At 60.3% G+C, this 25,912-nt stretch carries 32 protein-coding genes; 13 read left to right on the forward strand and 19 right to left on the reverse strand.

What is annotated here, in order from left to right:
• Window positions 1-80 precede the first annotated feature (80 nt).
• From FHS83_RS13260 to ubiA, 9 genes are all read right to left on the reverse strand, one after another.
• Complete coding sequence (locus tag FHS83_RS13260; RefSeq protein WP_167083426.1) at window positions 81-425, reverse strand: VOC family protein; 345 nt, start codon at window positions 423-425, stop codon at window positions 81-83.
• Window positions 426-492: 67 nt separating this feature from the next.
• Window positions 493-1,143 (reverse strand): class I SAM-dependent methyltransferase, encoded by a 651-nt coding sequence (locus FHS83_RS13265; protein WP_167083427.1) that lies wholly within the window; start codon window positions 1,141-1,143, stop codon window positions 493-495.
• 41 nt (window positions 1,144-1,184) lie between these two features.
• Window positions 1,185-1,886 (reverse strand): di-trans,poly-cis-decaprenylcistransferase, encoded by a 702-nt coding sequence (locus FHS83_RS13270; protein ID WP_167083428.1) that lies wholly within the window; start codon window positions 1,884-1,886, stop codon window positions 1,185-1,187.
• A 75-nt stretch (window positions 1,887-1,961) separates the two neighbouring features.
• Window positions 1,962-2,330: a winged helix-turn-helix domain-containing protein gene (locus FHS83_RS13275; RefSeq protein WP_167083429.1), complete on the reverse strand. Its 369-nt coding sequence runs from the start codon at window positions 2,328-2,330 to the stop codon at window positions 1,962-1,964.
• Complete coding sequence (locus FHS83_RS13280; RefSeq protein ID WP_167083430.1) at window positions 2,317-2,928, reverse strand: hypothetical protein; 612 nt, start codon at window positions 2,926-2,928, stop codon at window positions 2,317-2,319. The genes FHS83_RS13275 and FHS83_RS13280 overlap by 14 nt, the downstream gene beginning before the upstream one ends.
• A 321-nt stretch (window positions 2,929-3,249) precedes the next feature.
• Window positions 3,250-4,653 (reverse strand): [FeFe] hydrogenase H-cluster radical SAM maturase HydG, encoded by a 1,404-nt coding sequence (gene hydG / locus FHS83_RS13285; protein ID WP_344100916.1) that lies wholly within the window; start codon window positions 4,651-4,653, stop codon window positions 3,250-3,252.
• 150 nt (window positions 4,654-4,803) lie between these two features.
• On the reverse strand, window positions 4,804-5,562 hold the full coding sequence (locus FHS83_RS13290; RefSeq protein WP_167083432.1) for an SDR family oxidoreductase: 759 nt from the start codon (window positions 5,560-5,562) through the stop codon (window positions 4,804-4,806).
• 31 nt (window positions 5,563-5,593) lie between these two features.
• Window positions 5,594-7,081 (reverse strand): S53 family peptidase, encoded by a 1,488-nt coding sequence (locus FHS83_RS13295; protein WP_167083433.1) that lies wholly within the window; start codon window positions 7,079-7,081, stop codon window positions 5,594-5,596.
• Window positions 7,082-7,159: 78 nt separating this feature from the next.
• Window positions 7,160-8,101 carry a 4-hydroxybenzoate octaprenyltransferase gene (ubiA, locus tag FHS83_RS13300; protein WP_167083434.1) on the reverse strand — a complete coding sequence of 314 codons (942 nt, stop codon included), beginning with the start codon at window positions 8,099-8,101 and terminating at the stop codon, window positions 7,160-7,162.
• Between the two features lie 41 nt (window positions 8,102-8,142).
• On the opposite strand from ubiA, the gene FHS83_RS13305 reads away from it, so the two are divergent.
• The 3 genes from FHS83_RS13305 (at window position 8,143) to FHS83_RS13315 (ending at window position 10,852) form a co-directional block, all read left to right on the forward strand.
• Window positions 8,143-8,640, forward strand: a complete 498-nt coding sequence (locus tag FHS83_RS13305; RefSeq protein WP_167083435.1) for a hypothetical protein — start codon at window positions 8,143-8,145, stop codon at window positions 8,638-8,640.
• Entirely contained in the window at window positions 8,633-9,382 is a 750-nt protein-coding gene (locus FHS83_RS13310) for a 16S rRNA (uracil(1498)-N(3))-methyltransferase (RefSeq protein ID WP_167083436.1), read from the forward strand. The genes FHS83_RS13305 and FHS83_RS13310 overlap by 8 nt, the downstream gene beginning before the upstream one ends.
• A gap of 105 nt (window positions 9,383-9,487) precedes the next feature.
• A complete protein-coding gene (locus FHS83_RS13315) occupies window positions 9,488-10,852 on the forward strand; it encodes a glutamate--cysteine ligase (RefSeq protein ID WP_167083437.1) in 1,365 nt (454 codons plus the stop codon).
• 151 nt (window positions 10,853-11,003) lie between these two features.
• On the opposite strand, the gene FHS83_RS13320 is transcribed toward FHS83_RS13315, so the two are convergent.
• The 5 genes from FHS83_RS13320 to FHS83_RS13340 all read right to left on the reverse strand — a co-directional run bounded on the left by FHS83_RS13320 (window position 11,004) and on the right by FHS83_RS13340 (window position 14,187).
• On the reverse strand, window positions 11,004-11,417 hold the full coding sequence (locus FHS83_RS13320; protein WP_167083438.1) for a hypothetical protein: 414 nt from the start codon (window positions 11,415-11,417) through the stop codon (window positions 11,004-11,006).
• A 277-nt stretch (window positions 11,418-11,694) separates the two neighbouring features.
• The gene (locus FHS83_RS13325) at window positions 11,695-12,066 is read right to left on the reverse strand and encodes a hypothetical protein (RefSeq protein ID WP_167083439.1); all 372 of its coding nucleotides are present in this window, start codon (window positions 12,064-12,066) and stop codon (window positions 11,695-11,697) included.
• 30 nt (window positions 12,067-12,096) lie between these two features.
• Window positions 12,097-13,134 carry an aldo/keto reductase gene (locus tag FHS83_RS13330; protein ID WP_167085482.1) on the reverse strand — a complete coding sequence of 346 codons (1,038 nt, stop codon included), beginning with the start codon at window positions 13,132-13,134 and terminating at the stop codon, window positions 12,097-12,099.
• 460 nt (window positions 13,135-13,594) lie between these two features.
• Entirely contained in the window at window positions 13,595-13,936 is a 342-nt protein-coding gene (locus tag FHS83_RS13335) for a DUF952 domain-containing protein (RefSeq protein WP_167083440.1), read from the reverse strand.
• A 56-nt stretch (window positions 13,937-13,992) separates the two neighbouring features.
• Window positions 13,993-14,187 (reverse strand): hypothetical protein, encoded by a 195-nt coding sequence (locus tag FHS83_RS13340; RefSeq protein WP_167083441.1) that lies wholly within the window; start codon window positions 14,185-14,187, stop codon window positions 13,993-13,995.
• A 149-nt stretch (window positions 14,188-14,336) separates the two neighbouring features.
• Between FHS83_RS13340 and FHS83_RS13345 the strand changes: the two genes are divergently transcribed.
• Window positions 14,337-15,011 carry a CPBP family intramembrane glutamic endopeptidase gene (locus FHS83_RS13345; protein ID WP_167083442.1) on the forward strand — a complete coding sequence of 225 codons (675 nt, stop codon included), beginning with the start codon at window positions 14,337-14,339 and terminating at the stop codon, window positions 15,009-15,011.
• Between the two features lie 4 nt (window positions 15,012-15,015).
• Here FHS83_RS13345 and FHS83_RS13350 read toward each other — a convergent pair whose 3' ends face one another.
• The 3 genes from FHS83_RS13350 to tldD all read right to left on the reverse strand — a co-directional run bounded on the left by FHS83_RS13350 (window position 15,016) and on the right by tldD (window position 17,083).
• On the reverse strand, window positions 15,016-15,327 hold the full coding sequence (locus FHS83_RS13350) for a CcdB family protein (protein WP_167083443.1): 312 nt from the start codon (window positions 15,325-15,327) through the stop codon (window positions 15,016-15,018).
• Window positions 15,328-15,338: 11 nt separating this feature from the next.
• Window positions 15,339-15,563 carry a type II toxin-antitoxin system CcdA family antitoxin gene (locus FHS83_RS19685; protein ID WP_208414669.1) on the reverse strand — a complete coding sequence of 75 codons (225 nt, stop codon included), beginning with the start codon at window positions 15,561-15,563 and terminating at the stop codon, window positions 15,339-15,341.
• A 101-nt stretch (window positions 15,564-15,664) separates the two neighbouring features.
• The gene (gene tldD, locus FHS83_RS13360; protein ID WP_167083445.1) at window positions 15,665-17,083 is read right to left on the reverse strand and encodes a metalloprotease TldD; all 1,419 of its coding nucleotides are present in this window, start codon (window positions 17,081-17,083) and stop codon (window positions 15,665-15,667) included.
• A 235-nt stretch (window positions 17,084-17,318) separates the two neighbouring features.
• Here tldD and coxB point away from each other — a divergent pair, with 235 nt between their 5' ends.
• From coxB to FHS83_RS13390, 6 genes are read left to right on the forward strand one after another with little or no spacing between them, the layout of a single operon-like run.
• A complete protein-coding gene (gene coxB, locus FHS83_RS13365; protein WP_167083446.1) occupies window positions 17,319-18,161 on the forward strand; it encodes a cytochrome c oxidase subunit II in 843 nt (280 codons plus the stop codon).
• Window positions 18,162-18,166: 5 nt separating this feature from the next.
• The gene (gene ctaD / locus FHS83_RS13370) at window positions 18,167-19,774 is read left to right on the forward strand and encodes a cytochrome c oxidase subunit I (protein ID WP_167083447.1); all 1,608 of its coding nucleotides are present in this window, start codon (window positions 18,167-18,169) and stop codon (window positions 19,772-19,774) included.
• A gap of 40 nt (window positions 19,775-19,814) precedes the next feature.
• Window positions 19,815-20,216 carry a hypothetical protein gene (locus FHS83_RS13375; protein WP_167083448.1) on the forward strand — a complete coding sequence of 134 codons (402 nt, stop codon included), beginning with the start codon at window positions 19,815-19,817 and terminating at the stop codon, window positions 20,214-20,216.
• Window positions 20,213-21,130: a heme o synthase gene (cyoE, locus tag FHS83_RS13380; RefSeq protein WP_167083449.1), complete on the forward strand. Its 918-nt coding sequence runs from the start codon at window positions 20,213-20,215 to the stop codon at window positions 21,128-21,130. The genes FHS83_RS13375 and cyoE overlap by 4 nt, the downstream gene beginning before the upstream one ends.
• Complete coding sequence (locus FHS83_RS13385; protein WP_167079625.1) at window positions 21,117-21,257, forward strand: hypothetical protein; 141 nt, start codon at window positions 21,117-21,119, stop codon at window positions 21,255-21,257. The genes cyoE and FHS83_RS13385 overlap by 14 nt, the downstream gene beginning before the upstream one ends.
• An 11-nt stretch (window positions 21,258-21,268) precedes the next feature.
• The gene (locus FHS83_RS13390; RefSeq protein ID WP_167085484.1) at window positions 21,269-22,177 is read left to right on the forward strand and encodes a cytochrome c oxidase subunit 3; all 909 of its coding nucleotides are present in this window, start codon (window positions 21,269-21,271) and stop codon (window positions 22,175-22,177) included.
• 175 nt (window positions 22,178-22,352) lie between these two features.
• Here FHS83_RS13390 and FHS83_RS13395 read toward each other — a convergent pair whose 3' ends face one another.
• On the reverse strand, window positions 22,353-22,808 hold the full coding sequence (locus FHS83_RS13395) for a solute carrier organic anion transporter (RefSeq protein ID WP_167083450.1): 456 nt from the start codon (window positions 22,806-22,808) through the stop codon (window positions 22,353-22,355).
• A gap of 74 nt (window positions 22,809-22,882) precedes the next feature.
• Between FHS83_RS13395 and FHS83_RS13400 the strand changes: the two genes are divergently transcribed.
• The 3 genes from FHS83_RS13400 to FHS83_RS13410 are packed head-to-tail and all read left to right on the forward strand — an operon-like array spanning window position 22,883 to window position 24,519.
• On the forward strand, window positions 22,883-23,581 hold the full coding sequence (locus FHS83_RS13400; protein WP_167083451.1) for an SURF1 family protein: 699 nt from the start codon (window positions 22,883-22,885) through the stop codon (window positions 23,579-23,581).
• 50 nt (window positions 23,582-23,631) lie between these two features.
• Window positions 23,632-24,243: an LOG family protein gene (locus tag FHS83_RS13405; RefSeq protein ID WP_167083452.1), complete on the forward strand. Its 612-nt coding sequence runs from the start codon at window positions 23,632-23,634 to the stop codon at window positions 24,241-24,243.
• A 21-nt stretch (window positions 24,244-24,264) separates the two neighbouring features.
• Window positions 24,265-24,519, forward strand: coding sequence for a GIY-YIG nuclease family protein (locus tag FHS83_RS13410; RefSeq protein WP_167083453.1), 255 nt, complete (start codon window positions 24,265-24,267; stop codon window positions 24,517-24,519).
• Between the two features lie 12 nt (window positions 24,520-24,531).
• Here FHS83_RS13410 and FHS83_RS13415 read toward each other — a convergent pair whose 3' ends face one another.
• On the reverse strand, window positions 24,532-25,803 hold the full coding sequence (locus FHS83_RS13415; RefSeq protein WP_167085487.1) for an acetamidase/formamidase family protein: 1,272 nt from the start codon (window positions 25,801-25,803) through the stop codon (window positions 24,532-24,534).
• Window positions 25,804-25,912 lie beyond the last annotated feature (109 nt).

A 25,912-nucleotide genomic window follows, 5' to 3' on the forward strand; every position in this document is an offset into this window, starting at 1 on the left:
GTGCGGCGGTGGTATGGATGGCCGGGTCGGAGCCCGGCCATGACGATGAGAACGAAGTGTCTCGTTTACCCGTCAACTTCTCACTTTTTGCTCCAGACCCCGATCTCGTTGCCATTGGGGTCTCGGAAGGTGAAGCGGCGCCCGCCGGGGAATTTCTCGTGGCCGGTGATCTCGCCGCCTGCGGCTTTCACCTTCTCTTCCATCTCGTCGAGCTTGTTGGCGTAGATCACCAGGAGTGGGCCTTCGGACTTCACAACCTTGCGCTCAGCGTTAAAGCCGCCCCGGCGCCCCAGCGCGTCGAATTCGGTGTAATCCGGCCCGTAATCGGTGAAGCGCCAATCAAACAGGTCGCGATAGAAGACCTTGGTGGCCGGGATGTCGGCGGCGGGCAATTCGATATAGTCCAGGGTTCCGTCGAGGGGCATAATTGTTCTCCTTTTGTTCAAATAGAGACTCCGCTCTGCACCAGAGTCAAGGAGATGATTCGGGCCCTCAGGGCGTCAGGCGGTAAACGCTGGTGACCCGCATATCGCGGTCTTCCAGGTCGCGGCTGGTCGGCACCTCATAGGTGGCGAGCTTGGTGATGCCGGATTTGGGGAAATAGTTGCGGCCGGGGTCGCCGATCAGCACCGTCGCGCCAGCTTTGGTTTCCGCGGTCAGCCAGGCGAGCAGCCTTTCGGCCAGCGGACGCTCGTAGCACATGTCGCCGACCAGGATGAGCGTCCAGCTTCCCGCATGTCCGATCACGTCCTCGCAGGTGGTGCCGAGGACAACGCCATTATCTTTCGCGTTCACAACCATCGCGGCGGCGGCAAATGGATCGATATCGGCGGCCAGCACCTTTGCGGCGCCCGCTTTGGCGGCGGCAATCGCGACCAGCCCCGAGCCCGCGCCGAAATCAAGTACCGATGCGCCCTTCACGCCGATCTCGTCCGCGTGATCGAGGACATAGCGCGCCAAGGCTTGTCCGCCCGCCCAAGCGAAAGCCCAATAGGGCGGGGCAACGCCTTCCTGCGCCAACTCCTCTTCGGTCTTGCGCCACAAGGGCAAAACCTCATTGGCCAGGTGCAGCCGGATCTCCGGCACCAAAGGCGGCGTCTCAAGCTCGGTGGTCGCGCGCACAAAGGCGAGGGGATCGGTCATGCATCTTTGTAGGAGTGTTGGACCGTCCCCGCAATGAGAGCCTATTCGGCGGCGGTGGCAAGCGCGCCGAAGCGGCGTTCGCGCTGATGGAAGGCAGCCACCGCGTTTTTCAGCTCCGCCTCGCCGAAATCGGGCCAGTGCATGGAGGTGAAGTAGAGTTCGGCATAGGCGCATTCCCAGAGCAGGAAATCGGAGAGCCGCTGCTCGCCGCTGGTGCGGATGAGAAGATCGACATCCGGCGCGCCCAGCGCTGCCGACACAGCTTCGCGCGTCAGCCCGTCGCCTTCCACCGCGCGTTTAGCGGCCTCCAGGATCATGTCGCGGGCGGAGTAATCCACCGCGACGCGCAAGTGTAAAAGATCGCCCCATTCCGTGGCGGCTTCGGCGCGCTCGATTTCCTGAATGAGGTCGGCGGGCAAACGATCGCGGCGGCCAATCACCGAAAGCTTGACGCCATCGCGCACCAGATCCTCGGTCTCCGCATCAAGGTAATGGCGGAAGAGGTCCATCAGCTCGCCCACTTCCTCCTCAGGGCGTTTCCAATTGTCGCTCGAAAACGCATAGACCGTCAGCGTGCTGATATTGGCGTCCGGGGCGGCGCGGACTACGCGGCGCAGGGCATCGATGCCCGCAACATGTCCCTTTTTGCGCGGCAGGCCGCGTTCACCGGCCCAGCGGCCATTGCCATCCATGATGACCGCGACATGAAGCTTTCCGTCTTGGGAATGTAGAGAGCTTGGCATTGCAAAGTTCCTTCCGTCAAGAAAACTTGGCCGCAGAGAAAGTCTGGCCATGAAGAAAGAGGGTGGGGTAGTTCCTTAGCTGGGCAAAACGCGCAGGCGCGCATTGCCAAAATCATCGCCCGCCGTTTCGGCGGCATCGCGTACAACCTGTTCCAAGACCGCGAGATATTCGAGAAACCTTTTGCGGCCAGAACGCGTGAGACGGCAAGTGGTTTGCGGGCGATTGTTCTCAAACGATTTGGTGATCTCCACCAAACCGGCCTCCTGCAGCACCTGCAGATGACGCGAAAGATTCCCATCCGTCAGCCCGCAGAGCTGTTTCAGATCGGCGAAGGCAAGACCCTTGGGGTGGGCGATCAGCGAAGAAAGCACGCCAAGCCGCGCCTTTTCATGCATCACGCGATCAAGCCCATCGAAGGCAAATGGCGCTTCAGTCTTCACCATCGCTGCCTCCTGTCGTTAGATAAAGAATGGCGCCCATCAAGAGCTGGCCGAAGAAAAAGGGCAGGCCCATCATCATCGGCGAGAGCGCGTGGCTTTGGCTGGAAAAAAGCAGCGTCGCAAAGCCGGTGACGAAATAAAATCCGCCCACCCACATCATGCTGCGCGGCCAGTTATGCAGCGAGGCGAAGATGCCTAAGCTTACAAAAATCTGCCAAAGGCCAGGCACCATCCAGACATTCTCGCGCGAGAACTCCAAGAGCAGCACGGGCAAGAAAAAGCTTGCCGCGGCGGCGGGCAAAAACTGCTCCACCGCTTGATGAATCATCGCATCGGCAAGGCCTGAATGCAGGCGGCGTGAGCGGCCGGTCATCTCGATGCCGATCAGCACGGCGCAAAACGCAGCCGTGGCGAGCCATTCGGTGATGAAGAGGGAAGGCGTTCCCGCAATGGGAAAAAGCGTTTGCAGGCTAGCGGTGACAAGGCCGATCACGCCTGTCAGCGTGATGGTGAAGGGGCCATAACCGCGAAAGGCGGTATGCGAGGCGATGCGGTTGCGGATTTCGAGAATATCCGCCAAGGCCTTATCGACATCGCGCATGCGCTTCCCCAGAGGCTTACGTCACTTTGTATTGCAAAGTATACGGCAGCGTGGGGAAAGCGCAAGGGGGAGTTTGGCCCTCTCCCCAACGTGGGAGAGGACGCAAAATCTTGCGTTTAGCGGCGATCAAAATTTGAGGTGTCTGCGCATTTCGCCGCTAAGCGCTAGATTTTGCTGGTGAGGGGGAACCTGCCTCTGATCCCCTCACCTGAAAAATCATCGGAGTTAGCGACGCGCCACCGGCGTTCGTTCCGGCATTTCCTTGGCGCGACGCTAACCCCGTGATTTTTCTTCCTCTCCCGCAAAGGGGAGAGGGCACTCTCAATAATACAAATCCCGCTTGCCCTGTTCGATCTCAACCAGCCGCGCTTCGGTGACCTTGCGCAGCTTTTCGTTGGGGATTTCTTTCAGGTGTTCGGCGATGACCTTCTCGCCGATTTCCTTGGTCGCAGGCGAAGCAAAATCGGTCAGATATTCCTTCAGCGTCAGGATCGCATTGGGCTGGCAGAGGTTCTGGATTTCGCCCGATTTCGCCACCGCCATGAAGCGGTCTCCGGTGCGGCCATTGCGATAACACGCGGTGCAGAAGCTCGGCAGATGTCCGGCTTCGGATATATCGTGGATCACGCTGTCGAGCGGGCGTTCGTCGTTGACCTGGAACTGCACCGGCTGTTTCACGCCCTTCTCGTTTTCTTCGCAATAGCCGCCGACGCCGGTGCAGGAACCGCCGGACAGCTGCGAGATGCCAAGCTCCAAGCATTCATTGCGCAGATCGGCATCTTCGCGGGTGGAGATGATCATGCCGGTATAAGGCACGGCGAGGCGGATGATGGCGATCAGCTTCTTGAACTCGTCATCCGAAACGATATGCGGGAAGCTTTCGAGATTGATGCCTCCGGCGGGGCGGATGCGCGGCACGGAAATCGTATGCGGGCCGCAATTGAATTCGGCTTCCAGATGTTCGGCATGCTGCATCAGTGCCAGCATTTCGAATTTGTGGTCATAGAGGCCGAAGAGCACGCCCGCGCCATTATCATCGATGCCCGCCTGATTGGAGCGGTCAAAGGCGGTGGTGTGCCAATCGTAATCCTTCTTGGGGCCGCGCGGGTGCATCTTGGCATAGGTGCCGCGATGATAGGTTTCCTGGAAGAGGATATAGGTGCCGATCTCGGCATCTTTCAGCTTCTTATAATCCTCGACCGTGGTGGCAGCGATGTTGATATTGATGCGCCGGATATTCGCGTTTTTCGTTTCCACCGAATAGACCGCATCGATGGCATCCAGCACATAATCGATGGGGCAGTTTTCCGGGTCTTCGCCTGCTTCCATGGCAAGGCGCTTATGGCCCATATTAAGCAGCACCAAGGTTTCTTTTTTGATCTCGTCCATGGTGAGGCGGCGGCGGGAGAATTTATGCCCCGCGCCATAACCGCAATAAACGCAGCTATTGACGCAGTAATCGCTGACATAAAGCGGCGCGAAGAGCACCAGGCGGCGGCCATAGATTTTCTGTTTGATATGCCGCGCGGTCTTATAGATTTCCTCGACCAGCTCAGGGTCGTGCGTATTCAGCAGCACCGCCACTTCGGGCAGCGTCAAGCCGTGCGCGTCGGCGGCCTTCTTGATGATGGCTTCGACCATATCGCGCGAGGCGGCCCGCTTGCCTTCTTCCAAGGCAGCGTAAATGGCGGATTCGTTGATGAAACTGGCAACCTGCGACACGATACTCTCCCAAACCATGGGCCTCTTGGTGAGGCGCTCTATGCTTGATGAGAAGTTAGGCCGGGCGCGCGCCGAAGTAATGCGCTTAATCAATAAGGCAGGGGCAAAATGGTCGCATGCGTAGGAGTGCGTATACTAGTATGTGCCACGCATCTATTCGGCGTAGATCATTTTGACGCTCATGCCGCCATCAATGGTAATATTCTGACCGGTCATGAAACCTGCCTTTTCCGCGAGAAACTGGCAGGCTTCCGCAATGTCCTGCGGTGTCCCGACGCGCCCTACGGGGTGCTGCGCGCGGTCGGCGCGCGAATGTTTCGGCTTCACGGCTTGTGACGATTTCTTCCAATCGCTCACTTCGATCCAGCCGGGGCTGATCGCGTTCACCCGGATGCGATAGGGCGCCAGGCTGATCGCGAGCCCATGCGTCAGCGCGACAATCCCGCCCTTGGAGGCGGTGTAGCCTTCGGTGTCTGGCTCCGACATGAAAGCGCGGGTAGAGGCGATGTTGATGATCGCCCCGCCTTCACCGCGCTTGGCCATCACGCGGGCGGCGGCTTGGCTGGCAAAAAAGGCACCGCCGAGATTGGTATTGATCACTTTTTGAAATTCGGCGGGCGTCAGCTTCAGTACGTCCTTGCGGATCACGATGCCCGCATTGTTGATCAGCACATCCGGCACGCCGAGTTCTTTCACCGTGCGCGCCATCCAGCCTGAAATGTCTTTCGGCTTTGCGACATCGCCGCGCTGAAAAAGACCCTGCGCTTTACGCGCGCCGATCCCGGCCAGCACCTCACGTCCGGCTTCATTGTCCGGGTCGATGAAAGAAACCCCGTAGCCAGCTTCGGCGAAGTGCCAAGCCAGCGCCCGGCCAATGCCTTGCCCCGCACCGGTGATGGCAACGATTTTCATGGTGTCCTCGAATCGTAAGCTTCGAGGTTAGCTAGGATGCCGGTTTTACGCCAAACACCTCCACGAGCGCTTCGCCGTTAGGCGAGCCAAGCCCGGTCACCGCATCCCAGCCGGGGCGCGCGTCAAACCCAACCTTGCCCTCTTTATTGTCGCCTACGGTGATGTCTCGAAACGCCGATGGGTTTTGATAGAGGAGGGTATGGGGCTGACCAATAGGTGTGCCACGCCCGGCGTTCAGCAACGCAAACAGCCCCGCCCAGAGCGGCGCGGCAGCGCTGGTCCCGCCAATGGTCATCACTTGACCCTCCACCAAAATGCGATAGCCGGAACGCGGGTCGGCATTGGCGGCGACATCGGGTACGCCGCGCGCTGTTCCGCCAAGGCTTTGGTATTCGGGCTGGGAGAAAATCCTGCTGAAGCCGCCGCCCGTGCCGCTGCCATCGCTGTTCCAGGCGATCTCTGTCGCGATCCTGCCGACGGGGGCGCTGATGGTGGTGCCGCCACACGCCAGCACCAAGGGGCTGGAGGCCGGGAAGTCCACATGCGCAGCGCCATCGCTTTCCCCATCACTGGCGAGGCTGTCGCCGGAAGCTACGCAAACCGTCACGCCCAGGGCCGCCGCATCGGCGAAAGCGCTGTTCATCGCGGCGATGGCTTGCACCGTCCAGGTGTTTTCCGGCGCGCCCCAAGAAATGGAGAGTACCGAAGGCTTGTTCTCAGCATCATGCACCGCCGCCGTGATGGCATCGACGAAACCTTGATCGGTATTGGGGGCGAAATAAACCGCGAGGCGCGCGCCGGGCGCAGCGGCACCAGCCACCTGGATATCGAGCGCAACCTCGCCATCAGCACCGCGATCTCCCTCTGGTTTGCTGCTGGCACCCGAAATGCTGATCTGGACCACCTCGGGCGGGGGGATATCCATGCTCTTGAACGCGGTCGCCGTGTCGCCCTCGCGATAGCCGCCGCCAAGCTCGATCAGGCCGATGCATTGGCCTTTGGCGAAGCCCTCCGGCTTGGGAAAGCCGTAGAGATCGACGATCTCGTTGGGAAAGAAGCTCACTACTGCGACGTTTTTCGGAAACACGATTTTTGCGGTCGCGGCAGGGCGGTTATCAAGCCCCAGCACCGCCTCAATATGTGGCGCAAGTTCCTCGGGTACCGAGAGCACTCCCTCGCGGCCACGGAAGGTGCAATCTTGATGCTCGAAATGGCTGAGCGTGGTGCCGAAGGCGGACTCGAAAGCCGAGACTGGCCCTTTCAATTGCACCAAACGCCGCGCCAAATCCGCATTGCTGATGGAAAGGCCGCTGGCTTTGGCAAAGCGTGTCACGCTTTCCAGCACCGGCTGAAGCCGCTCGGTTCGCCCTTTGGCGACATCTTCGCGCGAGCCGCCGCCCTTTGGTGCCTCGTCTTTCAGATAGAGGCTGACCTCGATCTCCACATTGGGGTCGGCAGGGCCGGACCTGAGGCCTGGCGGGGTGGTACGCTCGCTTCCGCGAAGAATGGAACTCGGCATGAAGGGCTCCTTGAAATACAGCCCTTCGGAAATACTAAGCAGCGCCTACAAGTTCCCGCCTAAATGAAGTGTTCGCCGTCAGCCGATCCAAGTGGAGAGAATCAGCGCGGCGGCAATCAGTGCGCCGGTATCGCGATTGGCGCGGAACAATTTCAGACATTTCGCGCTGTCATCGATATCGAGCTGGCGCACCTGCCACATCAGATGCCCGCCCGCGATCAGCATCAGGATCACATAGATCGAGCCGATATGTTCGGTGAAGCCCGCGGCGAGGACCAGGGTGAAGGCGGCGATGTAGAAGCCGAAAATCCAATCCTTGGAGCGTTCGGCAAAAAGCCGCGCAGTGGATTTGACGCCGATCAGCGCATCGTCATCCTTATCCTGATGGGCATAGATGGTGTCATAGCCCAGCGTCCAGCAGATCAGGCCTGCGTAAAGCATCAGCGCGGCGCTATCGATGGTGCCCGTCTCAGCAGCAAAGCCGACAATGGCGCCCCAATTGAAAGTGAGGCCCAGCCAGGCCTGCGGCCACCAGGTGATGCGCTTCATGAAAGGATAGGCGGCCACCAGCAACAAAGAGGAGGCACCCAGAATGATCGCGGTCCAATTGCGCAAGAGCAAAAGGATCACCAGTCCAATCAGGCAGAGGGCGATGGTGAAGACGATAGCCTGTTTCACGCTGACCGCGCCTGAAGGAATGGGCCGCCCGCGCGTCCTCGCCACGCTGGCATCGAAATCGCGGTCGACAATATCGTTGAAGGCGCAGCCCGCGCCGCGCATCACCACCGAGCCGATCCCCATCAGAGCAACAAGGGCGATGTCTTTCAGCGTGCCAAAGGGGCGGCTTTCGGCGGCGGCGCCCAAGGCAAGCCCGAATACGCAAGGCCAATAGAGCAGCCATGTACCAATCGGCCGGTCCAGCCGCATCAGCCGGAGGTAAGGCTGCCATTTGGGCGGGGCGCGATCCACCAGCCGTGCGGCAACGGCATCTGCTGGAATGGCGGCGGTATTTTCTGTCATATTGGCACTTCGCCTGATGTTGGGGGCGCAGGAGAGTCGTTATGCCACAAATCCGTTTCGGGGGTAGCTGTCTCGTGCTGGCAGTGCTTCTGCTCGCCGGGTGCGGTCCCGCCGCCGATCCTGAGGCCGAAACCGCCGCCGCCCCGGTGCGCGAAGCCGTGGCCAAGCTCGCCAAGAGCCCCAAATGGGCGGCCAATCGCTGCCTCTGCGCTGGGTTATTCCGCGGCGAGGAGGTGGAGGATTTTCCGAAAGGGATGCTGAAAGCCGAATTCGCCGCCCATAGCTTCCTGCGCAACTGGACCGAATGCGCCGCCAATTATCACAAGAAGCAGGGGCTGGCCCAATGCAAGGGCGGCATGACCGATTACGTCTGCTCCACCATGCCCCGCAGCGATCTTCCCCAAGGCACGACGCGGGTCCTCTGCCATGTCAACGGCAAGAACGAACTCTTGTTTGACGAATACGATGTGACACGGCAGGAAGACGGCTATTCCGTCAAACCCCTCAGCGTGAAGGCGCTTTACAAAACCTATGAGTGAGGATCTCTCCTATCCCGGCGGGAAGCTGCGCCTTTTTGTGGAAGCCCCTCTTGGCGAGGGCGCGCGCGTGGTGCTGGAGGAGGGGCAGGCGCATTACCTTCTGCATGTCATGCGCGCCAAAGTCGGCGACCGGCTGAATTTCTTCAATGGGCAAGACGGCGAATGGGTGGCCGAAATCACCGAGACCGCCAAGCGAACCTGCACGGCTGTTTGCGCCCGCCAGCTTGAGCCCCAGACCGAGGTGCCGGACCTCTGGCTCTGTTTCGCACCGGTGAAAAAGACCCCCGCCGATTATCTGACCCAAAAGGCGACCGAACTCGGCGTGCGGGTGCTGCAACCCATTTTCACCCGCCGCACCATTGTCTCCCGGGTCAACACCGAACGCATGCTGGCCAATGCCGTGGAAGCGGCGGAGCAATCGGGGAGGGTCTCGGTACCCGAAATCCGCGAAGCGATCGCCCTGGACAAGCTTTTGGCATCCTGGCCCGCGGAGCGGCGTATACTTTTCTGTGACGAGGCTGGAGACGCGCCCTCCATCGCAGATGCGTTAATGACCGAGAGGGGCGGGTCCTGGGCGGTATTTACAGGCCCGGAAGGGGGATTTGACCCCGCGGAACGGGCGCTTTTGCGAGCGCAAGCAAATGTTATGGCGGTGTCGCTGGGCGGGCGCATCTTACGCGCGGATACGGCGGCTTTGTCTGCGCTTTCGGTATGGCAGGCCCTCACGGGGGATTGGCGCTGAGCCTTGCCGTAAGGCCGCCCGGTGCCTACATAGGCCGTGACGTTCCTGAAATGAAATTCATCCGGGCCGGCCTGTCCGATCTTTGGCCCGTAGCGAGGGTTTACCATGTCCATTCCGCAGTCTGCCGGTGGTCCGATTGAATCGCGTGACGATCTGGTGCGCTACCTGGAGTCGGGCAACAAACCCAAAGAAGATTGGCGCATCGGCACCGAGCACGAGAAGTTCGTCTACTGCATCAAGACCTATAACCCGCTTGGCTATGAAGGCGCGCATGGCATCAAGGCGCTGCTGGAAGGCATGCAGCGTTTTGGCTGGCAGCCTGTGATGGAAGGCGAGCACATTATCGGCCTCACCCAGAACGGCGCCTCTATCAGCCTGGAGCCGGGCGGCCAGTTCGAGCTTTCCGGTGCGCCCTTGAAGACGGTGCATGAGACCTGTGCCGAGGTGGCCCAGCATCAACAGCAGGTGCGCCAAGTGGCGGCGGAGATCGGCGCGGGCGCGCTTGGTCTTGGCTATGCACCGACTTGGCCGATGCGCGAAGTCACCGCCATGCCCAAGGGCCGCTATGAGATCATGAAGCGCTATATGCCCAAGGTCGGCGGTTATGGCGAAGAGATGATGTTCCGCACTTGTACGGTGCAGGTAAACCTCGACTTCTCCTCCGAAGCGGACATGGTGAAAAAGCTGCGTGTCGGCCTCGCGCTGCAGCCGGTCGCCACCGCCTTGTTCGCCAATTCGCCGTTCCGCGAAGGCAAATTCAACGGCTTCCTCTCCTATCGCGCCCATGTCTGGAGCGATGTCGATAACGACCGCGCCGGTATGCTGCCTTTCGCCTTTGAAGACGGCATGGGGTTTGAGCGCTATGTCGATTACGCGCTCGATGTGCCGATGTACTTCCTTTATCGCGATGGCAAATACATCGACATGGCAGGCAAGAGCTTCCGCGATTTCCTGGATCGCAAAATTCCGGAAGTGAAGCATATCGAGCCGCAGATGTCGGATTGGGCCGATCATCTCACGACGATCTTCCCCGAAGTGCGGCTCAAGAAGTTCCTCGAAATGCGCGGCGCCGATGGCGGCACCTGGCGGCGTATCTGCGGGCTTCCCGCGCTATGGGTCGGCATCATGTATGACGATGTCGCCCTCGATGCGGCTTGGGACATGGTCAAAGATTGGACGGCGGAAGAACGCCAGGCGATGCGCGACACCGTTCCGCGGCTGGCCTTCAAGACCCCGTTCCGCAATACGCGGGTGTGGGAGCTGGCCTATCGCATGCTGGAAATCTCGGCCGCTGGTTTGAAGCGCCGCGCCGCGGAAGATGCTGTCGGCATGACGGAAGAGGGCTTCCTGGTGCCGCTTCGCGAGCTCGTCAGCCGCGGCTATACCCGCGCGGAAGAGCTCTTGCAGCTCTACCGCACCGATTGGGGCAAGGACCTGAACAAGATTTTCACGGAATATAATTTCCTCTGACTTCTCTCCGTCATGGCCGGGCCCGACCCGGCCATCCAGCGGTGCGGTCTCGCTAAACCGAGATGTCAGAAGTGTTGGGGTGCTGAAAAATGGATGGCCGGGTCAAGCCCGGCCATGACGTTTAAAAAGCCTCGAAGCACGCACTGCGCTGTTACTGATCCAGCAGGTCGATGCGCGCGGTGCAGATCGGAGAAGCGTTTTTCGGCGTCACCGGCTTGTTATCGCTGCGATAGAGCACCGAGATGGTCTTGGTCTCCAGCGTGGCGCAGACTTCCACAATGTCATTGCTGGAGACCGGCGCCTTGGGATCGGCCGCGCCGCAGATGGTCTTGCCGTCGTTGAAATTCTGCACCAGCTTCTGGGTCTGATAGGTGCGGTCGCCATTGCCGATGTGGATGAAGCCTGCGCCGCCCAAGGTCTGGGTGTACTGCGCGTCCTGGCCGAAGCAGATGCCGATCAATGTTTTCGCCTTGGACATATCCACCGCCGCGGGCTTGGCAGGCTTGGCCGCCAGTGCGGGCATGGCGCAGGCGAAGAGGGCAGCAGCAATCATCACGGAACGCATCAAGAAACCTCCAACAGAACCAATATCATCGCATTAGGGACATTTGCCCACAATGTCATCCCCGGCCGAGCGGATCGCGCAGTTGCGCGAGCAGCGAGGGGAAGGGGACCCAGGTGGTGAAACCATCCTGACCAAGTAAGATAAGCTAGAATTACGCCCATCTCCGAAATTGACTTGCCGAAGCGACCTGGGTCCCCTTCCCCTCGCACACCTTCGCGCTGCTCGGTGTACTCGGCCGGGGATGACAGATTGTGCTACGGCCTCACCATTCTAAGCCCTATTGGGCCGTTTCTGTGACCTGCGCATCGCAATAGGTGGCGACCCGTTCCGGCTTGATGCCCGCGGCGATCTGCACCCCGTAGATGATGCGGATTTTCTGCCCCTCCTTATCGGCGCAAATGCCGCCGATCTCCTTCGGGCCGGGCTTGGTGGTGGTGCCGCCGCAAACGATTTTGCCGTCGTAATAGACCTGCTTCAGCTTGTAAGAGGTGAAGGTCCCGTTGCCATTGCCGAAATGCAGAAACCCGTCCGCGCCGATGGTCTGGATGTACTGCACGCTCATCTGCCCGGTGCAGGAGGATATCCAGACCGGCGCGGCGGCGCTGGCGGGGGCCGCGGCAAGGAGGAGGGCGCTGATCAATACGCGCATGAGCAACTCCCTTGAAAGGTCGGCTGCAGTCTAAGCCTTCTTTGTGTTCGGATTGCGCCGGGGATCGTTCTGCCGTTCCACCATCCAGCCGGGATATTCCGAGGGCAGCGCCGACAATTCCTCCAGGCGTTTCAAGTCTTCCGGGGCCAGTTCCAGCTCGGTGGCGGCGAGGTTGTCGTCGAGCTGTTCCAAGGTCTTCACGCCGGTAATGACCGTGGTGACAAAGGGGCGCGAGAGGACAAAGGCGAGTGCCACGCGGGCCGGGCTGGCGCCGTATTTCGCACCGATCTCGCGCATGGCATCGACCAGGGCAAAGGCACGCTCCTTGTTCACCGGCGGGAAATCGAAGGTGCTCCGCCGCGCGCCTTCCGGCCCAGCGCCATCGCGCGAGAACTTGCCCGAGAGAATGCCACCGGCGAGCGGGCTCCACACCATCAGACCCATTTTCTGGTCGTTCAGCATGGGGGCGATATCGCGTTCCAGGTCGCGCCCCGCGATGGAGTAATAGGCTTGCAAGCTTTCGAACCGCGCCCAGCCATGCTTATCGGCGAGGCCTTGGGCTTTCATGATCCGCCAGGCCTGCCAGTTGGAGACGCCGGCATAGCGCACCAGCCCGCGGCGGACGAGATCGTTGAGTGTCGCCATCACCTCTTCGACCGGGGTGAGTAAATCCTGCGCATGGACCTGATAAAGATCGATGTGATCGGTTTGCAGCCGCTCCAGACTTTCCTGAACCGCATCCATGATGTGGCCGCGGCTGAGACCGGCAGCATTCGGTGAGGCGCTCATACGGCCATAGCATTTGGTGGCGATGACGACATCGGAACGCTTCACGCCCAAATCCTTCAGCGCCTGACCAAGCAGTTGTTCGGACATGCCTTCGGAATAGACATCGGCGGTGTCGAGGAAATTCACGCCAGCAGAAAGTGCGCGTTCCACCAGAGAGGTGGCGGTTTTCTGATCCACCTTGCCGACGGCCTCGAAGAAACCCTTGCCGCCGAAGGTCATGGTGCCAAGGCAGATTTCCGAAACAAAGAAGCCGGTATTGCCGAGCATGCGATAGCGCATCATCAAACTCCGTCTCTGGTCAGCTTTCGAAGGTGTGGCAATTTCGCTTGGCTACCGCCGCTGAGGCAACGCCACCATATCGTTGCAGCGGATACTGCGCAAATCGTTGAATCCGTGGTTCTTTCTCGCAACTTTTGTCAGCCGCTGTGCGTTGTGTTGTGTGACTGCCATCACTGCGTAGGCGCTAATGCTAACTATCGCGATAACAGGTGTGAGCGGAAAATTTATGCGTGTTCCCGTGTAAGGAGGGAGCCATGTTACTCCGTGCGTTCTTTGCTCTCGGGCTGGCGTTGATGCTCTTACCCCATGAGCCCAATCTCGGTTTGCACCCCGCCGCCTATAGCAATATCAGCCCAATCTTTGCGCGAGCTCAGACAGAACTCAAAATCCGTTTGGCCGCGGTGGCATCAGACATGCGAAACGGCATCAACGCCCCCAAAAACCTGAGCGCTGCTGACAATTAAATCGCTTCGGGCGGCAGCACGAAAACGCCATCCGCGCCTTTAGTGATGGTTTTCGTCCACGCTACCGCTGAGCGCGGCATGGGGGCGTAAAGATGGGGGAAAAGCGCACCGCCGGTGGAAGGCTCAAAGCGCAAAGCCTCGCCCAGCACGTCCGCGTTTACGGCAATCAGCTCAAGCCTCTCAGCCCCGGCATAATAGCGGGCGAGGGTGCCGGGAAGCTGCTCGGCGGTGGAGAAATGAATGAAGCCGTCTTCGCGGTCCTTGGCGGAGCCTTCGAAACTCTCGCCTGCTGCAGCCCAATCTTCCAGATGACAGATTTTATAGATCAATCCGGCCATTTCCGCCTCCGCTCTTTCGCCGATGGGAAGCATGCGGGGCAGGGATTTGGCAATGTTTACTTCAGCTCTTTTTTCAATTCTTCGCGTGTCTCGCCGTAGCTTTCGGGGTGATCATAGGACTGACGAACGGCTTCGTTGGTCACTTTGCGGTTTTTGCCGCCTTTGGTGCTGACCCGGAACAGGACAAAGGCCAAAACCAGCCCGACGGCGATGGCGATCACAGCAAAGATCAATTCCGGCGAGAGTGGCATAGGGCCTCCTGTCCCCCAGAATCCTTAAACCGAAACGGGCGATCCGCCGCCGCTGTTCCAGGCGCCGTTCTGTGTATAGTGCGCCGCCCGGAGGCGTTGATCCGGGATGTCGGCCAAGGTGGCCGGATTGGTTTGTTCGGATAACAGGCATGGGTTCCTTCCTGCGTAAGCTGCCTTTTCCCGTAGAGTTCGCCATCGTGCTCGGCGGCGCCTTTGGGTATGCGCTGGTGTCGAGCGTTCTGGCGGTGGTGCATCCGCCCTCTGGCCCGATGCATACGGAACTTGGCATGTGGCGGACCATCGGGGTGGAGGCGCTGCAGTTTTTGGTGATCGGCGGTTTCTTGCGCTATCGCGGCTGGCGCGGCGCCAAATTCGGGCTCGATTCGCATTGGAGCGATGGCGCCTGGGGGCTTGGCCTCGCGCTCGTCTCCTATTGCGTGTTCTATTACACCTTCCGCTTTGTCGCGCTGATCGCGCCGGGGCTGGCGGCCTCCGCCGCGCAGATGGGGCATATGCCCGGCCATCTCGCACCAGCCTTGGTCGCGGCGATGGTGCTCTTCAGCTCCTTCTTCGAGGAGTTCTTCATCACCGGTTATGTGGTGTCGGCCTTGAAGGAAAAGGCAGGGCTGAATGTGGCGATCAATGTCAGCGTGGCGGTGCGCCTTGCCTATCACCTTTATCAAGGCGTCTTGGGCGTAGTGCTGATCATCCCCGTGGGGCTGATGTTTGCCTATTGGTACGGCAAGACCGGCAAGCTCTGGCCCGTCATCGTCGCCCACGCGCTCCTGAACCTCGCCGCGTTCCTGCCTTACATCAAGTTTTGAGGGGCTAAATCCCGACGATCACGAGATCGATGGCAGCCAAAATGCGCTCGCGATAACCGCTGAGGCTGGCAACCGGGTTCTTCAGCATACGCACATGCACGGCACCCATATTGGTGGGGTCGATGACATAACTAGCGCCTTCGACAGAAACGACAGGCATCAGGCGTTCGAAGAACGGCAGGGACGTCGGAGGGATCAAGGGGGCCACGATCCGTGTATTCAGACGATCGAGTACGTCGGATTGCAGCACGACCAGATAGGGATGCGATTTGGCCGATGCCGGATCGGGATTGGTGAAAACATCAAATTGTTTCACGCCCATATCCGTCACCAATTGCGAAATTTCTCGCTCCAGATGCCATTCTGGTCGATGAAATCGTTATGTGCTTCCAATGCTGCGCGGTGTTCATCCTGAAATTTTCGGATGTTTTCCTCGCGCAGCTTGCGCCGCAGCTCTTCCTCTAGCGTCAGCGACAGATTGATATCCATCGCCTTCGCCGCAGCTAAAACTTCGGCGTCTATGGAAAGGTTTACCGCCTTCTTCGCGGCCACCTTTCCATCTTGCCGCCATGGGCGGGGTTCATCGGAAAAGCCTGAGCTCATGCGCGGAGTTTATGCGCATTTGCGATGCGCATCAACCCGTTCCGACTTTCTTACGCAGCCGTGCCGCCCACCGTCAGGCCGTCGAGGCGCAGGGTGGGCTGGCCGACGCCGACCGGAACGCTCTGGCCGCCTTTGCCGCAGGTCCCGACACCTGCATCGAGCTTCAGATCGTTGCCGATCATCGACACGCGCGTGAGACAGTCCGGCCCGTTGCCGATCAGGGTGGCGCCTTTGATCGGCGCACCCAGTTTGCCGTCTTCGATGAGATAGGCCTCGGTGCAGGAGAAGACGAATTTGCCGTTGGTGATGTCCACCTGGCCGCCGCCGAAATTGGTGGCGTAGATGCCTTTCTTGACGCTCGCCAGGATTTCCTCCGGCGCCTTGTCACCCGCCAGCATGTAGGTGTTGGTCATGCGCGGCTGTATGGGGGCGGCGAAGCTTTCGCGGCGGCCATTGCCGGTCGGCTTCATGCCCATCAGGCGGGCATTCATGCGGTCCTGCATATAGCCTTTCAGAATGCCGTCCTCGATCAGCACGGTGGAGGAAGAGGGCGTGCCTTCATCATCGATGGTGAGCGAACCGCGGCGTCCGCCAATGGTGCCGTCATCGACCACCGTCACGCCGGGAGCCGCCACGCGTTCGCCCAGAAGCCCGGCAAAGGCGCTGGTCTTCTTGCGATTGAAATCGCCTTCCAGGCCATGGCCGATGGCTTCATGGAGCAGAATGCCCGGCCAGCCGGGGCCGAGCACCACGGCCATCTCGCCCGCAGGCGCCGGAATGGCGGAGAGATTCACCAGCGCTTGGCGCAGCGCTTCATCGATCGCCGCCTGCCAGTATTCGGGTTTGAGATAGGTGTCATAGCCCGCGCGGCCGCCGCCGCCATAGCTGCCGGATTCCTGGCGGCCATTTTCTTCGACCACAACGGAAACAGAGATGCGGACGAGGGGGCGCACATCCGAATAGCTCTCGCCGCCCGCGCGGATGATTTCGATATTCTGCCATTCGGCGGCCAGCGAGCAGGAAACCTGACGCACGCGTCCATCTTTGCCGCGCGCATAGGCGTCCATTTCGCCGAGGAGCTTCACCTTGGCTTCGAATTCAGCTGTCTGCAGCGGGTCGAGATCGGGATAGAGCTTCACATTGGTGCGCGCAGGGGAGGCGGCCATCACGCCCGAATGGCCCTTGGAAACCGCCTTCACCGTAGAGGCAGCCCGCGCAATGGCTTCTTCGGACATTTCATTGGCATGGGCATAGCCGGTGGCTTCGCCTGCGACCGAACGCAGGCCAAAACCCTGGGTGGTGTCGAAATTGGCGGCCTTCAGGCGGCCATCATCGAAGGAAAAAGACTCGCTCTGGCAGAATTCAAGGAACAATTCCCCATCGTCAGCGCCTTTCAGAGCATCATCGACCGTTGCCTGCACCTTTTTGCGGTCCATGCCGGTACGGCTGAAAAAGAGGTCGTTGCCCATAATTCCTCAGACTTTCTTTGGGGTTGGTTCCGTAGCGAGGTGGTGTCAACTTAGGCTGCCCATGGCTATGATGCACCACGCTGGCGGCGTCCGGTCGCAGCAAAGGGGCTGACGACCGCGGTACAGCCTAGAATCTAGAATTGGAATTATTAAAGTAAAGTCCCCGCTGGCTCGGACTGCGTCCATATCTATAAGACGGTCTGGCTACAAGGACAGGGGAAATGAGGCGAGAGGCATGGCGCTGAAAAGAGTCCTGTGGGCGGGGGTGACGATAGCTGGCACGGCTGGCGCAGCTTTGGCCGAGCCGCAAAAGTCCGGCCAAGATTACGCCCATAACTGGCAAATGGGGCTGCAACCTGCGGCCAGCCCGGTGATGGAGCGGCTGCACAGCTTTCATTTCGAACTTTTGGTTCTCATTACCGCGATCTGCATTTTCGTGGCGGGGCTTTTGATTTTCGTGCTGGTGCGGTTCAACCAGCGCCGCAATCCCGTCCCAGAGCGCACCGAACACAACACTGCCTTGGAAATCGCCTGGACCGTCGTGCCGGTTCTGATTCTGGCCGTGATCGCCTGGCCGTCCTTCAAGCTTCTCTATTACGAAGCGGAGATCCCCAAGCCCGATGTCACCATCGAGGCGATCGGGCGGCAGTGGTACTGGACCTATGTCTATCCCAACGAGGGTAAGTTCCAATTCGACTCCAACATGCTCGCCGACAATGTCGCCAAAGAACGGGGCGAGCCGCGTCTGTTGGGCGTTGATAATCCCGTCTATGTGCCGGTGAACAAAGTGGTGGAGATTATCACCACGGGCGGTGACGTGATCCATTCCTGGGCAGTGCCTGCCTTCGGCGTGAAGATGGATGCCATTCCCGGCCGCCTCAATCACACCTGGTTCAAGGCGACCAAGATCGGCACCTATTACGGGCAATGCTCGGAACTTTGCGGCGCCAATCACGCTTTCATGCCGATTGAGGTGAAGGTGGTGAGCGAGGCGGAGTATCGCGCCTGGCTGACCGAAGCCCGCAACAAATTCGCGAGCGGGGGCAGCACAGAGCTGGCCCTCAACAAAAGTGAGTAGAGTTCATGGCTGAACTAGCGCCCGCACCGGAAGTTCATGTCCACGACATCCATCCCCATGGCTGGCGGCGTTTCGTCTATTCCACCAACCACAAGGACATCGGCACGATGTATCTGTGGTTTGCGGTCTTCGCCGGGATCGTCGGCGGCGTGCTCTCCATGCTGATGCGTGCCGAGCTGATGGAGCCGGGGCTTCAGTATTTCCATAACCCGCACATGTATAACGTGCTGGTCACCGGCCATGGCGTCATCATGATTTTCTTCATGATCATGCCCGCGATGATCGGCGGCTTCGGCAATTGGCTGGTGCCCTTGATGATCGGCGCGCCGGACATGGCATTCCCGCGCCTCAACAACATTTCTTTCTGGCTGTTGCCGTTCTCGTTCCTGCTGCTCATTGCCTCGATGTTTGTGGAGGGCGATTCCGGCGGCACCGGCTTTGGCGGCGGCTGGACCATGTATGCCCCGCTATCCTCTACCGGCACGCCGGGGCCGGCGATGGATTTCGTCATCTTTGCGCTGCACATCGCGGGCATTTCCTCGATATTGGGCGCGATCAATTTCATCACCACTATTCTCAACATGCGCGCGCCCGGTATGACGCTGCACAAGATGCCGCTCTTTGTCTGGAGCGTGCTGGTGACGGCCTTCCTGCTGCTCTTATCGCTGCCGGTGCTGGCCGGTGCGATCACCATGCTGCTGACCGACCGCCATTTTGGCACCAGCTTCTTCAACCCGGCAGGCGGGGGCGACCCCATCCTTTACCAGCATCTCTTCTGGTTCTTCGGCCACCCGGAAGTCTACATCCTGATCCTGCCGGGCTTCGGCATGGTCAGCCACATCGTCTCGACCTTCTCGAAAAAGCCGGTCTTCGGCTATCTCGGCATGGCCTATGCGATGGTCGCCATCGGCTTCATCGGCTTTCTGGTCTGGGCCCATCATATGTATACGGTGGGTCTGTCGGTCGACACCAAGGCCTATTTCGTTTTCGCCACCATGGTGATCGCGGTGCCGACCGGTGTGAAAGTGTTCTCCTGGATCGCCACCATGTGGGGCGGCTCCATCGAGTTCCGCGTGCCGATGCTTTTTGCCGTCGCCTTCATCATGCTCTTCACGATTGGCGGGGTGACGGGCGTTGTGCTCGCCAATGCGGGCGTCGATGTGGTGCTGCAGGATACCTATTACGTCGTGGCGCACTTTCATTACGTGCTCAGCCTCGGCGCGGTCTTTGCCATCTTCGCGGGATTTTATTTCTGGTTCCCGAAGTTCACCGGCTATCTCTACAACGAAACTCTGGCTAAGATTCACTTCTGGCTAACCTTCATTGGCGTGAACATCACCTTCATGCCGATGCATTTCCTAGGATTGGCCGGAATGCCGCGCCGCTATGCCGATTATCCAGACGGCTTCGCGGGCTGGAATTATATGTCCTCCATCGGCGCCTTTATCGCCGGTGCGGCTGTACTTGTGTTCCTGGCCGTGGTGGTGGAAGCCTTCATTCGGCGCCGCAAGGCGGGCGATAATCCCTGGGGACCGTCGGCGACCACCCTAGAATGGACAGTTTCTTCGCCACCCCCCTTCCACACCTTTAACGAACTGCCCAAGATAACCTGAGTATGATTTGCTTCGTTAACATGCACTCAGGGTGATCACAGTGAGCACACACAAGACCCGCATCGTTCAAGGCCGTGGCAAGGCTGGTACCCGCTCAGGCATTTCAGCCACAAAGACGCGCACCAAAAGAGCGCTTCGCCATTCTTCGCGCGTCGCCCTCGACGGGCTGACGACGGAGGCTGATGACCGCGCCGAAGCTAAGCTTGCGGATTCTACCTATATCGGGCTGCACCCCGCCAAGCTGGCCGAGACCCGCGTGCTGACGAAAAAGAAAAAGACGGTCAAGAAAAAGAAAAAGGCCACCCCCGCCGCTGTCGCCGCCAAGAAAAAGGCGGCCGAGGCCTTGCAAAAGGAACTCGACAAAGCCGCGCGCGCCAAGGCACAACGCCGCGCCAAACGCCGGGCCGCCGCCCGTGCGCTGAAGGAGGCACGGAAAGATTGACAGCCGCTGATATCACCCGCCCGGTTGCTCGGGTCGAAGATTTCTTCGCGCTTTTGAAGCCGCGGGTGATGTCGCTTGTCATCTTCACCGGGCTTGCGGGGCTGATCGTTGCCCCCGGCCCGGTGCATCCCATGACGGCCTTTTGCGCCATCCTCTGCATCGCTATCGGGGCAGGGGCCTCCGGCGCGCTCAATATGGCCTATGACCAGGACATCGACCGGCTGATGACGCGGACGCGCAATCGTCCCATCCCGCGCGGGGTGATCAGCCGGGGTGATGCTTTGGGATTCGGCTGGAGCCTCTCGGTCGGCTCAGTGGCGCTGATGCTGCTCTTCGTGAATGCGCTGGCCGCCGCGCTGCTCGCCTTCACGATCTTCTTTTATGTCATCGTCTATACACTCGGCCTCAAGCGCCGCACGCCGCAGAATATCGTCATCGGCGGATTGTCGGGGGCGATGCCGCCCGCGATCGGCTGGGCCGCGGTGACGGGCTCGCTGTCGCTCGAACCGCTGCTGCTCGTCGCCATCATCTTCATGTGGACCCCGCCGCATTTCTGGGCGCTGGCGCTCTTCCGCAGCGAGGATTATGTCCGCGCCCATATCCCGATGCTGCCGGTGGTGCAGGGCAAGCGCTCCACGCGCTGGCATATCCTCATTTACGCGGCTCTGCTGGTGCCGCTGGGCCTTGCCCCTGTCGCACTCGGCATGACGAGCTTTATCTATCTCGCCTGTGCCTCTGTGCTGGGTGCGCTCTTGCTGGTGCGGACGGTTGCGGTCTTCCGCGAGCGTAACGAAAAGGAGGAGCCCGCGGCCAAGAAGCTCTTCGCCGTGACAATCTTCTATCTCTTTTCGCTTTTCGCCAGTTTGATCGCGGAACATTTCATCGGTTTGGCGCCGCTCCATGCCTGGATCTAAAAAAGTTACGCCGGAGCAAGCTTCCGCCGAGCGCGAAAAGAAGCGCCGCAATCTAGCCATAGCGGTTGCGCTGGGGGCCCTGGTGCTGCTCTTCTATGTCATGACCATGATCCGCATTCACCCCTAAAGGGACCTGCGATGGCGCAAGGCCACGTCAAGCACGATTACCATCTGGTCGAACCGAGCCCCTGGCCGCTAGTGGGCTCGCTGGGCGCTTTTGTCATGCTCTTGGGCGCCGTGTTCTGGATGAACAAAGCCTATCAGGGCTTCGGCGTTCTGGCGGGCATTCCCTGGATCTTCGCCATCGGTGTGGCGATGGTGCTTTATACGATGGCAGGCTGGTGGCGCGATGTCGTCATCGAAAGCGTGGTGCGGCGCGAGCATACGCCCGTGGTCAAGCTCGGCATGCGCTATGGCATGGTGCTCTTCATCGCCTCCGAGGTGATGTTCTTCGTCGCCTGGTTCTGGGCCTATTTCAATTTCAGCCTGTTTCCCCATGATGCGGCGCTGAATGCCTGGCCGCCGCAAGGCATCGTCACGCTCGATCCCTGGCATTTTCCGCTGATCAACACGGTGATCCTGCTCACCAGCGGTACCACGGTGACTTGGGCGCATCACGCGATCCAGAATGGCGACCGCTCCGGTGCGATCCAAGGCTTGGTGCTGACGGTTCTCCTCGGCCTCAGCTTCACCGGCATTCAGGCCTATGAATATGCCCATGCGCCGTTCACTTTCGGCTTCAACGGCGCGGCCCTGCAGCCCTTCACCGATCCCGCCCATGCCAATCTTGCGGCGGGGCAGGGCAATCTTTCAGCAATTTATGGCTCGACCTTTTTCATGGCGACCGGCTTTCACGGCGCGCATGTGATCATCGGCACGATCTTCCTCGCCGTCTGCCTCTGGCGTGCGATCCTCGGCCATTTCACACCGACCCGTCACTTCGGTTTCGAGGCTGCCGCGTGGTATTGGCATTTCGTCGATGTGGTGTGGCTGTTCCTTTTCACCAGCATCTACGTCTTCGGCCAAGGCCTGACGACGGCGGGGTAACAAACAAACCTGTCATCCCCGCCAAGCGCTCCGAAGCACAAGGTGCGGAGGCGCGCGCAGAGCCGGGACCCACTCCAACGCCAACACAGATTTCAAAGTGGGTCCCGGATCGCGCCTGAATACCAAACGGAAAAATCGTCGAGGCGCGTCCGGGATGACAAGCGTGGTGGCGGTTCTACCCTCTCTTCCAGAACCAGGTTCGCGTATCGGGCAGGAAGGGGAGAATGATCACCACCAGCCAGATCGCGAGCCAGAGGAAATCGGCTGGGTTCGACCAATAGCCGTTGACATAGCGGGCCCAATTCCCGGTGAAGCGGTCATAGGAATTATGCAGCGTGACCACTGCGGGCCAGACATAGCGGGTGATCACCAAAGCCGCCAAAATGAAGCGGAGCCAGCCTTGTTTGGCGAAAACGATCAGCGTGGCGAGGTTGAACAGCACCAGCGCGATGATGATCCCGATCAAGGCGCTGGTGATCTCACCCTCGCGCAACAGATCGTCGACCCCGGCATTTTGCGGCGTAATCGGCGGGTGCGGCACCGGAAAATAGATGGTCTGCGCGGCGGTAAACATCAGCCAGGCGGCGATGGCGGCGCAGACGAGAAGAAAGGTTTTAAGGCTATTCGGCATGGCTGTCCCCTCTGGAGCAAGATTGCCGTGACCTCTATTCTCGCGCCAATTGCGACGGTCGCAAAGGTCTAGCCATGCAATTTCGTCCGCTGCCGCTTTTCAGCCTCGCCAGCCTTGTGATGCTCGCCGCATTGGTTGGGCTCGGTCATTGGCAAATGCAGCGGCTGGCCTGGAAGGAAGCTCTCATTGCGCAGGTGAACCGCAATCTCACCGCGCCACCCTTAACTTTGGCTGAGGCGCTGCGGCTGGGCAAAGCCGCCGAATACCGCCGTGTGACCGTCTCCGGCAGCTTCGATCACGGTAAAGAGGCGTATGTCTATGGCACGGCCGACGGCGCTCCGGTGCTGCATGTCATCACGCCGCTTCGCACCAAAACGGGCACGCTTCTGGTGGATCGCGGAATTGTGACCCTTCAGATGCGCGATCCGGCGCGCCGCCAAGCGGGGCAGGTGACGGGCGAGGTTCACGCGACAGGCCTTTGGCGTTATCCCGATCCGCCCGGGCTCTTCACGCCCAAGCCCGATCTTGCCAAGCGCCTGTGGTTCTCGCGCGATGTCACAGCCATGGCTGCAGGTACGAAACTGGTCGCGCCCGTGCTGGTAGAGGCCGACGCGTCTCCCAATCCCGGTGGCTGGCCTAAGGGCGGCCATAGCGTGGTGAATTTCCCCAACCGCCATCTGGAATATGCGCTCACTTGGTACGGGCTCGCGCTCGCGCTGGTTGGTGTTTACATCGCCCTGCATATTTCCAAGGGGCGTCTGCGCTTTCGCTAGTTGACCCCTACCGTCCTGGCCTCTACCTCTCTGGCCCAAGAAGAGGGGATATGACCTTGCGTATCTGCATCTATGCCGGTTCCAGTGTTGGCGCGCGCGCCGAATATCGTGATGCCGCTCATGCTTTGGGAGAAGCCTTGGCCGAAGCGGGCATCGGGCTTGTTTATGGCGGTGGCAATATCGGCCTGATGGGTGTCGCCGCGGATGCTGCCTTGGCAAAAGGTGGCGAGGCGATTGGTGTCATCACCGAACAGCTTGATGGCCATGGCCTCTCGCACACCGGCCTTTCGGCGCTGCACATCGTGCCGGACATGCATGCGCGCAAAGCCAAGATGGCTGAGCTGTCGGATGCCTTCATCGCGCTGCCGGGCGGTATCGGCACACTGGAAGAATTGTTCGAGGCCTGGACCTGGGCGCAGCTTGGCATTCATCCCAAGCCGGTGGGGCTGCTCAATGCGGCGGGCTTCTATGACCAGCTTGCCTCTTTCATGGATCATGTCGTCGCCGAGCGTTTCTTGAAAGCCACCCATCGCGATACGCTGGTGGTGGAAAAGGATGCCGTCACGCTGATCGAGCGCTTGCGCAACACCCCGGTCGCTTATGTCCCCAAATGGCTGGACAAGGTGGCGGTGGAAGCGGCGGTGGACGTTCCGAAGAAATAACCGGCCAAGCAGGGCGGGCGCATGGCGGCTTTTGTCGGGTATGTCTATGTGCTGGGCAGCGAGCATCGCGGCCTTCGCCGCACCTATGTCGGCTGGACCACCGATCTGGAACAGCGCCTTGCCCGGCACAACGCCGGCACCGGCGCCAAATCCACCCGCGGCCGCGTCTGGTTCCTGCTCTATGCCGAACGCTTCACCAGCCGCCACGACGCCATGAGCCGCGAATGGCGCCTGAAACGCGACAAGGCTTTCCGGAAGGCGTTGGTGGGCGGATGAGGCCGCCGCGCCTCAGCCCTTCTTCGCTTTGGGCAGGCGGGCGCGGCTGAGGCTGAGCGAGATACCTGCGTTGCGTCCGGCCAGTGTCGCCACATGATATTCCGCCGCCACTCCCAACACGAGCGAGGCTTCTGAAACGCTGAGGCCGTAATCCTGTCCCAGCCATTGCACCATGGCGGCTGTGGCCGCGCGGGCCGCATCGTCCAGTGATGGTGCTTGGCCGAGCACGCTCAGCTGATCCGCCGTTTCAATGCGCGGGCTCGCGAGGGGGCGGGCAGGCAAAATCTCGACGCTGAACTCCACATCCAGCGAAGTCTCCAAGGCCCATTGCGTGGTTTCACCATCGCCTTGCAAGGCGTGCCCATCGCCGAGAAACAGCATGGCGCCGGGCTGAAAGACGGGGAAGTACACCGTGGCGCCTTCCCCGATGGCGTTGAAATCCATATTGCCGCCCCATCTTCCGCTGTCGCCTGCCGATTGCGGCGGGAAGCCGAAATCGGGGGCCACACCGATGCCGCCCAGCATGGGGCGGACCGGCACCGCATAGTCCTTAAGCGCAGCGGGCGGATCTTCCAGACGTGCCAAGCCAGCCTTGCGATCAAGCTGCCAGCGCACGCGTTTGCCAAGCTCTTTTGCTTGGGAGGCGAGGCTCACCGGCATGGCCCGTCCGCTAAAACCATCCAGGCTGTCGGCATAATCGCGGTTCAGCGTCAGGCGACGGATATGCACCGCCAAGACGTCGCCTGCCTTCGCGCCCGCCACATAAAAGTGTCCGGTTTGCGGATTGCCATAAAGCGCGGCGACATGGCCTTGGGCGTCGATGCCGCCGGAATCGATGGTGTGCGTCGAAACGATATCGCCCGGCCGTATGACGAGGGCAGGCGGCAGATCCGCGGTAAAACTGTTCGAAAAGCTCTGCGGTGCATAGCTGAGGCGGCGCGGCGGGCCTTCGGGAATGCTGAGGCGCAGGGCGCTGAAGCTATGGCGAACGCGCGCGACATTGCTGGTGTCGGGATAATCAGCCGTGCCGGTCAGGCTGTCGCCTTTCACCACCCCGTCGAAGGTATGGGGAACTTTGTGGCTGTCGGTGGCGGTGAAGCGGAGGTGATCGCCCGCAATGCTGCCGCTCACCGGCCAGGTGTCGAGTGTGCCGGAAACGGTATTTCCGGCGATGTCCAGCGTCAGGGCGCTATGCTCACTATTGCCCCAGCGATCGACCGAGAGGAGCCAGGTCTGTGGCGCGGCCGAGGCCTGCGCGGCCAAAGTGATAAGGGCGACAACCATCAGCCGAATGCGCAAAAAGACCTCCACTCATCCGTTCGATCCTCGAAAACGATAGCGAAGAGGTCTCTGCCTTCAAAAGCACATTTGCGTTGGGGGAGCGGCTTAGGCG

The organism is Rhizomicrobium palustre, from assembly GCF_011761565.1.
Taxonomy (GTDB): Bacteria; Pseudomonadota; Alphaproteobacteria; order Micropepsales; family Micropepsaceae; genus Rhizomicrobium; species Rhizomicrobium palustre.

Excerpts from the sequence above, each read along its gene's own strand:
- FHS83_RS13290 (WP_167083432.1), bottom strand. The coding sequence starts at position 5,562 with ATGAAAATCGTTGCCATCACCGGTGCGGGGCAAGGCATTGGCCGGGCG.
- FHS83_RS13275 (WP_167083429.1), bottom strand. The coding sequence starts at position 2,330 with ATGGTGAAGACTGAAGCGCCATTTGCCTTCGATGGGCTTGATCGCGTG.
- FHS83_RS13260 (WP_167083426.1), bottom strand. The coding sequence starts at position 425 with ATGCCCCTCGACGGAACCCTGGACTATATCGAATTGCCCGCCGCCGAC.
- FHS83_RS13410 (WP_167083453.1), top strand. The coding sequence starts at position 24,265 with ATGGCGGCTTTTGTCGGGTATGTCTATGTGCTGGGCAGCGAGCATCGC.
- FHS83_RS13390 (WP_167085484.1), top strand. The coding sequence starts at position 21,269 with ATGGCGCAAGGCCACGTCAAGCACGATTACCATCTGGTCGAACCGAGC.
- tldD (WP_167083445.1), bottom strand. The coding sequence starts at position 17,083 with ATGGGCAACGACCTCTTTTTCAGCCGTACCGGCATGGACCGCAAAAAG.
- FHS83_RS13415 (WP_167085487.1), bottom strand. The coding sequence starts at position 25,803 with ATGGTTGTCGCCCTTATCACTTTGGCCGCGCAGGCCTCGGCCGCGCCA.
- FHS83_RS13335 (WP_167083440.1), bottom strand. The coding sequence starts at position 13,936 with ATGGCCGGATTGATCTATAAAATCTGTCATCTGGAAGATTGGGCTGCA.
- FHS83_RS13310 (WP_167083436.1), top strand. The coding sequence starts at position 8,633 with ATGAGTGAGGATCTCTCCTATCCCGGCGGGAAGCTGCGCCTTTTTGTG.
- FHS83_RS13400 (WP_167083451.1), top strand. The coding sequence starts at position 22,883 with ATGCAATTTCGTCCGCTGCCGCTTTTCAGCCTCGCCAGCCTTGTGATG.
- FHS83_RS13395 (WP_167083450.1), bottom strand. The coding sequence starts at position 22,808 with ATGCCGAATAGCCTTAAAACCTTTCTTCTCGTCTGCGCCGCCATCGCC.
- FHS83_RS13265 (WP_167083427.1), bottom strand. The coding sequence starts at position 1,143 with ATGACCGATCCCCTCGCCTTTGTGCGCGCGACCACCGAGCTTGAGACG.
- FHS83_RS13315 (WP_167083437.1), top strand. The coding sequence starts at position 9,488 with ATGTCCATTCCGCAGTCTGCCGGTGGTCCGATTGAATCGCGTGACGAT.
- ctaD (WP_167083447.1), top strand. The coding sequence starts at position 18,167 with ATGGCTGAACTAGCGCCCGCACCGGAAGTTCATGTCCACGACATCCAT.
- FHS83_RS13320 (WP_167083438.1), bottom strand. The coding sequence starts at position 11,417 with ATGCGTTCCGTGATGATTGCTGCTGCCCTCTTCGCCTGCGCCATGCCC.
- FHS83_RS13385 (WP_167079625.1), top strand. The coding sequence starts at position 21,117 with ATGCCTGGATCTAAAAAAGTTACGCCGGAGCAAGCTTCCGCCGAGCGC.
- FHS83_RS13340 (WP_167083441.1), bottom strand. The coding sequence starts at position 14,187 with ATGCCACTCTCGCCGGAATTGATCTTTGCTGTGATCGCCATCGCCGTC.
- FHS83_RS13305 (WP_167083435.1), top strand. The coding sequence starts at position 8,143 with ATGCCACAAATCCGTTTCGGGGGTAGCTGTCTCGTGCTGGCAGTGCTT.
- FHS83_RS13270 (WP_167083428.1), bottom strand. The coding sequence starts at position 1,886 with ATGCCAAGCTCTCTACATTCCCAAGACGGAAAGCTTCATGTCGCGGTC.
- FHS83_RS13295 (WP_167083433.1), bottom strand. The coding sequence starts at position 7,081 with ATGCCGAGTTCCATTCTTCGCGGAAGCGAGCGTACCACCCCGCCAGGC.
- FHS83_RS13345 (WP_167083442.1), top strand. The coding sequence starts at position 14,337 with ATGGGTTCCTTCCTGCGTAAGCTGCCTTTTCCCGTAGAGTTCGCCATC.
- ubiA (WP_167083434.1), bottom strand. The coding sequence starts at position 8,101 with ATGACAGAAAATACCGCCGCCATTCCAGCAGATGCCGTTGCCGCACGG.
- FHS83_RS13405 (WP_167083452.1), top strand. The coding sequence starts at position 23,632 with ATGACCTTGCGTATCTGCATCTATGCCGGTTCCAGTGTTGGCGCGCGC.
- FHS83_RS13330 (WP_167085482.1), bottom strand. The coding sequence starts at position 13,134 with ATGCGCTATCGCATGCTCGGCAATACCGGCTTCTTTGTTTCGGAAATC.
- FHS83_RS13325 (WP_167083439.1), bottom strand. The coding sequence starts at position 12,066 with ATGCGCGTATTGATCAGCGCCCTCCTCCTTGCCGCGGCCCCCGCCAGC.
- FHS83_RS13280 (WP_167083430.1), bottom strand. The coding sequence starts at position 2,928 with ATGCGCGATGTCGATAAGGCCTTGGCGGATATTCTCGAAATCCGCAAC.
- coxB (WP_167083446.1), top strand. The coding sequence starts at position 17,319 with ATGGCGCTGAAAAGAGTCCTGTGGGCGGGGGTGACGATAGCTGGCACG.